Source organism: Sulfurovum sp. (assembly GCF_049668085.1).
GTDB lineage: Bacteria > Campylobacterota > Campylobacteria > Campylobacterales > Sulfurovaceae > Sulfurovum.
The window spans coordinates 1-5,035 of the sequence record NZ_JBATIY010000031.1 but is presented as its reverse complement, the minus strand read 5'-3'; the positions used below and the strand labels follow the sequence as shown (position 1 = coordinate 5,035).

Annotated in this window: 7 protein-coding genes; 5 read left to right on the top strand and 2 right to left on the bottom strand. The window is 35.9% G+C overall.

What is annotated here, in order from left to right; all coding sequences use genetic code 11:
- A partial coding sequence (locus tag WBM70_RS02315) for an NAD(+) synthase (protein ID WP_424556903.1) occupies nucleotides 1-937 on the top strand: 937 nt, incomplete at its 5' end.
- On the top strand, nucleotides 934-1,611 hold the full coding sequence (locus tag WBM70_RS02310; protein ID WP_424556902.1) for a DUF502 domain-containing protein: 678 nt from the start codon (nucleotides 934-936) through the stop codon (nucleotides 1,609-1,611). The genes WBM70_RS02315 and WBM70_RS02310, both read left to right, overlap by 4 nt.
- Nucleotides 1,612-1,619: 8 nt before the next feature.
- Here WBM70_RS02310 and WBM70_RS02305 read toward each other — a convergent pair whose 3' ends face one another.
- Nucleotides 1,620-2,696, bottom strand: coding sequence for a hypothetical protein (locus WBM70_RS02305; RefSeq protein WP_424556901.1), 1,077 nt, complete (start codon nucleotides 2,694-2,696; stop codon nucleotides 1,620-1,622).
- Between the two features lie 161 nt (nucleotides 2,697-2,857).
- Between WBM70_RS02305 and WBM70_RS02300 the strand changes: the two genes are divergently transcribed.
- From WBM70_RS02300 to WBM70_RS02290, 3 genes are all read left to right on the top strand, one after another.
- A complete protein-coding gene (locus WBM70_RS02300) occupies nucleotides 2,858-3,334 on the top strand; it encodes a hypothetical protein (RefSeq protein WP_424556900.1) in 477 nt (158 codons plus the stop codon).
- A gap of 8 nt (nucleotides 3,335-3,342) precedes the next feature.
- Nucleotides 3,343-3,939: a hypothetical protein gene (locus WBM70_RS02295; RefSeq protein ID WP_424556899.1), complete on the top strand. Its 597-nt coding sequence runs from the start codon at nucleotides 3,343-3,345 to the stop codon at nucleotides 3,937-3,939.
- 203 nt (nucleotides 3,940-4,142) lie between these two features.
- Nucleotides 4,143-4,361: a cold-shock protein gene (locus WBM70_RS02290; protein ID WP_223898013.1), complete on the top strand. Its 219-nt coding sequence runs from the start codon at nucleotides 4,143-4,145 to the stop codon at nucleotides 4,359-4,361.
- A 58-nt stretch (nucleotides 4,362-4,419) separates the two neighbouring features.
- Here WBM70_RS02290 and WBM70_RS02285 read toward each other — a convergent pair.
- Nucleotides 4,420-5,035 (bottom strand): DUF4139 domain-containing protein (locus tag WBM70_RS02285; RefSeq protein WP_424556898.1); only part of this gene is annotated, 616 nt, incomplete at its 5' end.

Here is a 5,035-nt window from a genome sequence, read left to right as displayed (position 1 = left end):
GCACCGATGTGATGAGATAGTCCATATTCAAGCTCACGGTCTCATCAAACGTATGAGCCATGCACACATCAAAAAAGCTGTGATAGGTATCTCTGGTGGACTTGATTCTACACTTGCCCTGCTCTCTGCACATAGAGCTTTTGAGATAATGGACTGGGATGTGCATAACATCATCGCTGTGACCATGCCTGGGTTTGGTACAACGAGTCGTACGAAATCAAATGCAGTGAAGCTTTGTGAAGCATTAGGTGTTACACTTAAAACGGTAGACATTACAGATCTCTCTCTCAAGGAATTTGAAGCTATAGAACATGACAAAGAAGAGCACAGCGTCACCTATGAGAATGTTCAGGCAAGATCAAGAACTTCTATATTAATGAATATGGCAAACAAAGAAGGTGGTCTTGTCATCGGTACAGGGGACCTCAGTGAGATAGCCCTTGGCTGGTCAACCTACAATGGTGATCACATGAGTATGTACGCTCTTAACTCCGGCATACCTAAGACACTCATACAGTATGTCATTGAGTATTATAAATCCAATGAATCTATAGCAGAGATCATAGATGACATACTTGACACTCCTATCAGTCCAGAACTACTCCCTCACGAAGGTGATGAGATCGTCCAGGAGACAGAGAGTATCGTCGGTCCGTATGAACTGCATGACTTCTTTCTCTATCACTTCATCAAGTATGGAGCCAAACCAAAAAAGATACGTTTTCTAGCGGCTATAGCGTTTGATACTAAATACGATGAAGAAACTATAAGCAAGTGGTTAAGCCTCTTTTTAAGACGTTTCTTTACGCAGCAGTTTAAACGTTCCTGTATGCCTGATGGACCTAAAGTGGGTACGATCTCTTTGAGTCCAAGAGCAGACTGGAAAATGGCAAGTGATGCAGATGTAGAGATCTGGTTAGAGGAGCTAAATAGATGACAAATAATAGTACTGTAAAACACTTCTTGAATACTATGCTTCAAGGATTATTTTGGCTTTTACCAATCATTGCTATTATTATCATTCTATCATGGCTTTTTAGCAAGATTGAACTTTTAGTTGGTGGGATGTTCAAGTTTATCGGTTTTACACCTGAACATAATATTTTTGCATGGGAATCACTGGCTGTATTACTCTTTTTCATTTTACTTTACATTATAGGACATCTCGCGAGAACAAGGCTTGCCTCTCTCTTTGATCATCTATTTTCTAAAATTCCCGGTTTTACTACGATCAAAGAACTTGTAGATATTTTTAACTCTTCAAAAGAGGGGAAAAATCAGGTACTGGTCGTTCTTATCAAAGGTTTTGCCACTGAAGGCTACAATATAGGACTGATGTACTCACAAAAAGAGAGTCTTGTTAAAGACCATTACACTGTTACACTATCCATGTCACCTATACCAAATGGTGGTTTTATGTTCGAAATACCTAAAGATAAGATCTATGTGGTAGAGAATGCAACCTTTGACAATAATCTGCAGTACCTTCTCTCTATGGGTGTAAAAAGTTTTGCAGAGATCTTAAGAATTGAACCGCGGGATATAGATGAACTTCCTACTTTAGAGAAGTGGCTTGAAGCGAAGAATACAAAACTACATCTAAACAAATAGATCAAATTTTAATAGAAAAGCTGAACAGAACCCATGAACTTACTACGACTGTATGCATCTGTGTTGACACGTGATGCTACTACTGAGAAGAAGAACATGTTATAAATTTTTGTATAGCCTAGAGAATAACCCCAATTATTATAATCAAATTCATCATTATCTACATTGACTATAGCCTTGATATGTCCCATGTCACCAATCGGATATGTCACTGCATTTTCGAGTCCAATATAATCATTATTGGAATCATTGGCATAGACTAAAGAAGAGTTCCAAATGAATGCAGTAAACTCTTTTTCTATAGGCAGTATCAACGAATAAAAAGTATCACCCTGAACCTCAGTATGATTATAGATGAACCCTACTTTATAATTTGACTCAGTTCTATAGGTTACTCCAGCCAAAAATGCATCATTTTCATCTTCTATTGAATCTCCATGGCCTTGACCATGATGGCTTTGCACCTGTTCCCCATAAGAAGCAAGAAGCAGAACATTATTATCAAATAGATAAGAGTACTCAGCTCCCTTTATATTATTAACATTTGCACGATCCAGAGGTGAGAAATAATTCTGACCATGACCTTCTCCACCATGTAACCCTGAATGTGACATACTTCTTTTAACATTACCCAGTTGGGTCAATGGTGAAAGAAGTCCTACTCTGATAGCATGTTTTGCTTCTAAGATGTTGTATTGGAAATAGAGTTGAGAATTGCCAGATTCAAATAACTTCTGATCATCCTTATCACTGTTGAACTGCTCTTTTGATGAAGCCCACATTGATAAAGAATCTGTAAGCGTACCGGTCAAATAAGATTTAGCCAATGTATTGATACTGTCACTCTTGGAGTTATCAGATACACCAACCATTACACCAATGGGCATAAATCGTTTTGAGCTGTTAGAATCAATGAAACTCTTTAATGCTGTTGCATCATATTTCGATGTTCTCAATCCATTTCTTACAAATGAAAGCCCCATATCGTTTAGTGCAGGTACCTGCGAGTGACAGGCACTACATGCCATATCATATTGTCTTGCTAATGCAGGATTCGCTTGTAGGTTTAAAGTAAATACTCCCACAAGAAAAAGAAACCCTATTTTACACTTTTTGCTATATTCATTATATTCTTCCCCCTACAAAAAAATATATACCATTAAGTAATATTATCATAATTCAGATGAAGTATTTAAGAAACAAAAATGTTATAATAATTTTATAAGCCAGTTAGAAGGATTAATCTATGGAAAAAGAGTTTAAAGAGATCATCACCGAATCAAAGAAGTCACTGAAGAAAATTGACAAGAATATGGAAAAACTCAGTGAAAACTTTACTGAAGAAGTAAATGAATTTTGGTTGGACTTAAAGAAACATTTATCAGGTGTAGAGGAAAAACTTGATGATGCTTACGATGACTTTGAGGATGAAGTAAAACTTAAAGGGCATCTAGGAATGATGGAAGCACGTGAAAGAATTAAAAAAGTGGAAGAGATTGCATATGAATTTACCTCTAAGGTTTCCAAAAATGCGCAGGAAGAACTTGATATCGTGACCCTTAGAGCACACCTTCTAAAAATGGAAAGTGAGGACATGTGGGAAGAGAAACAAAAAGAGCTCTCATTAATGTATGAAGAATCAAAAGAAGAAGCAGAAAAATTGGGTATGAAAGCAGCTAAAGAGCTTAATCATATTTTTTTAAAACTAACAGAGATAGTATAATGAAAAAAATGATAAAACTATTATTTCCAACTCTCTTCGTCCTTATTATAAGTGGTTGTGCGACTTCTAATCTATCTTACAACAATGAGAATATCAATCTACGTATCAATGATGCTTCTTTAGAGGTGCACGGTGAAAAACTTGAAGAGAAGAATGAAAACTTCAGTACACTTTTTCTCACAAAAAACCTTCTGCGTCTAGATGATGGCAGTATGGTGGTGTATGAAGAAGCAGAAACAGATATGCAATATCAATTTGATCCTCCCACACCTAAAAGTATAGGCATTATATTTGATGCGAAACGTGTAATAAGAGTCCACTATAATACATTTCTATATGCTTTCCAAGTTGTTCTCAAGGACAATAGAGTACTGAATCTTTTAGCGGCACAGAATTATGATCAGGAACTTCAAATGGTGTATGGTATGAGCACAGAAAAACTCAACCATATGCTCATAAAACTAGATCAGAATGCAAAACCGGCTTACTATAAAAATGTTATAAACTTAAGTAATGAACCTACACCATATATGAGTAAATGGACCATACCAAAAGTTCATCTTGTACCTTTGGTAATTCCTCTTAGTCGTTTGGGAAGACTTTGAATATTATAATTTTTATTAATTAAAAAATATATTTTTTTAAATAAGGTTATAACTTAAGAAAAGAAGGTACAATATAAGCGAAGAAAGATGAAGTACGAGTTCATCTCGCGTGTGTTAAGTGTTATTGCTAGACCCCGAAGACTCTCTCTGATTTGGATTCCACTTAATTTTAAGTGAAAATTATTACCCAAAGGTACAAAAAAATGGCAACATTAGTAAACGGAACTGTTAAATGGTTCAACGATGAAAAAGGTTATGGATTTATTCAACAAGAGAATGGTGGAGACGATGTATTCGTACATTTCCGTCAAGTTAACAATGAAGGCGGTGGACGTGTAACACTTGCTGAAGGTCAAGCAGTAACATTTGAAGTTGGTGAAGGTCAAAAAGGCCCACAAGCTGAGAACGTGACTCCACTCTAGTAGTGGCTTGCAGGCTTTTTGCCTGCAAATTAAAATCCCCCCTTTTTATTTTCCTCTCTTAATAATTCACTTTTAAATCTTTATCATGTGATATTTCAAACAATACCTCAATCTTTTTATTTTCATGTGCGGTTAGCGTAAGTTTCATTTCTATCTGTCCGTCTTTGAGTATTTTATAGTTTACTTTTTTCTCTGAATTGATACTCAAAAGTTTTGATTTGATCTCCTCAGTCGTTGATGTAGGGATACGTTCTATGAGTGTTATGCTTTTTACTTTATCAGATTTGTTGATAAGTGTAAGTGTAAAACCGTCTTTCTTACGTACAGTACCACCAAATATACCTGTCTCTCGCTCTTTATTCACTATACGTTTACGTTCAATTTGAATATCTTCTTCTACTTTCGTATAGAGGTTATATGTACCTTTTCTATACTCCCCTACTCCATTTTCGTTGATCATTTCGTCTGACGATTTTATTTTCCATCGGTTACTGTCTATCTGGTACTTTGGATTAAAAGAACAGACATGAAATGCTCTGGTATTTTCATAAGAATATGCACGTACATCACAGGAAAGCTCCGTCTTCCATGTGAGTACTTTTACATCTACTGGTACACCTGTTGAAGGCAGTGCAAGATTTTCTATCTTATACTCTCTTGCATCTTCATAAGAA

What these genes read in the sequence shown, in the direction of transcription:
- WBM70_RS02310 (WP_424556902.1), top strand. Translation starts at nt 934, where the DNA reads ATGACAAATAATAGTACTGTAAAACACTTCTTGAATACTATGCTTCAA.
- WBM70_RS02300 (WP_424556900.1), top strand. Translation starts at nt 2,858, where the DNA reads ATGGAAAAAGAGTTTAAAGAGATCATCACCGAATCAAAGAAGTCACTG.
- WBM70_RS02295 (WP_424556899.1), top strand. Translation starts at nt 3,343, where the DNA reads ATGATAAAACTATTATTTCCAACTCTCTTCGTCCTTATTATAAGTGGT.
- WBM70_RS02290 (WP_223898013.1), top strand. Translation starts at nt 4,143, where the DNA reads ATGGCAACATTAGTAAACGGAACTGTTAAATGGTTCAACGATGAAAAA.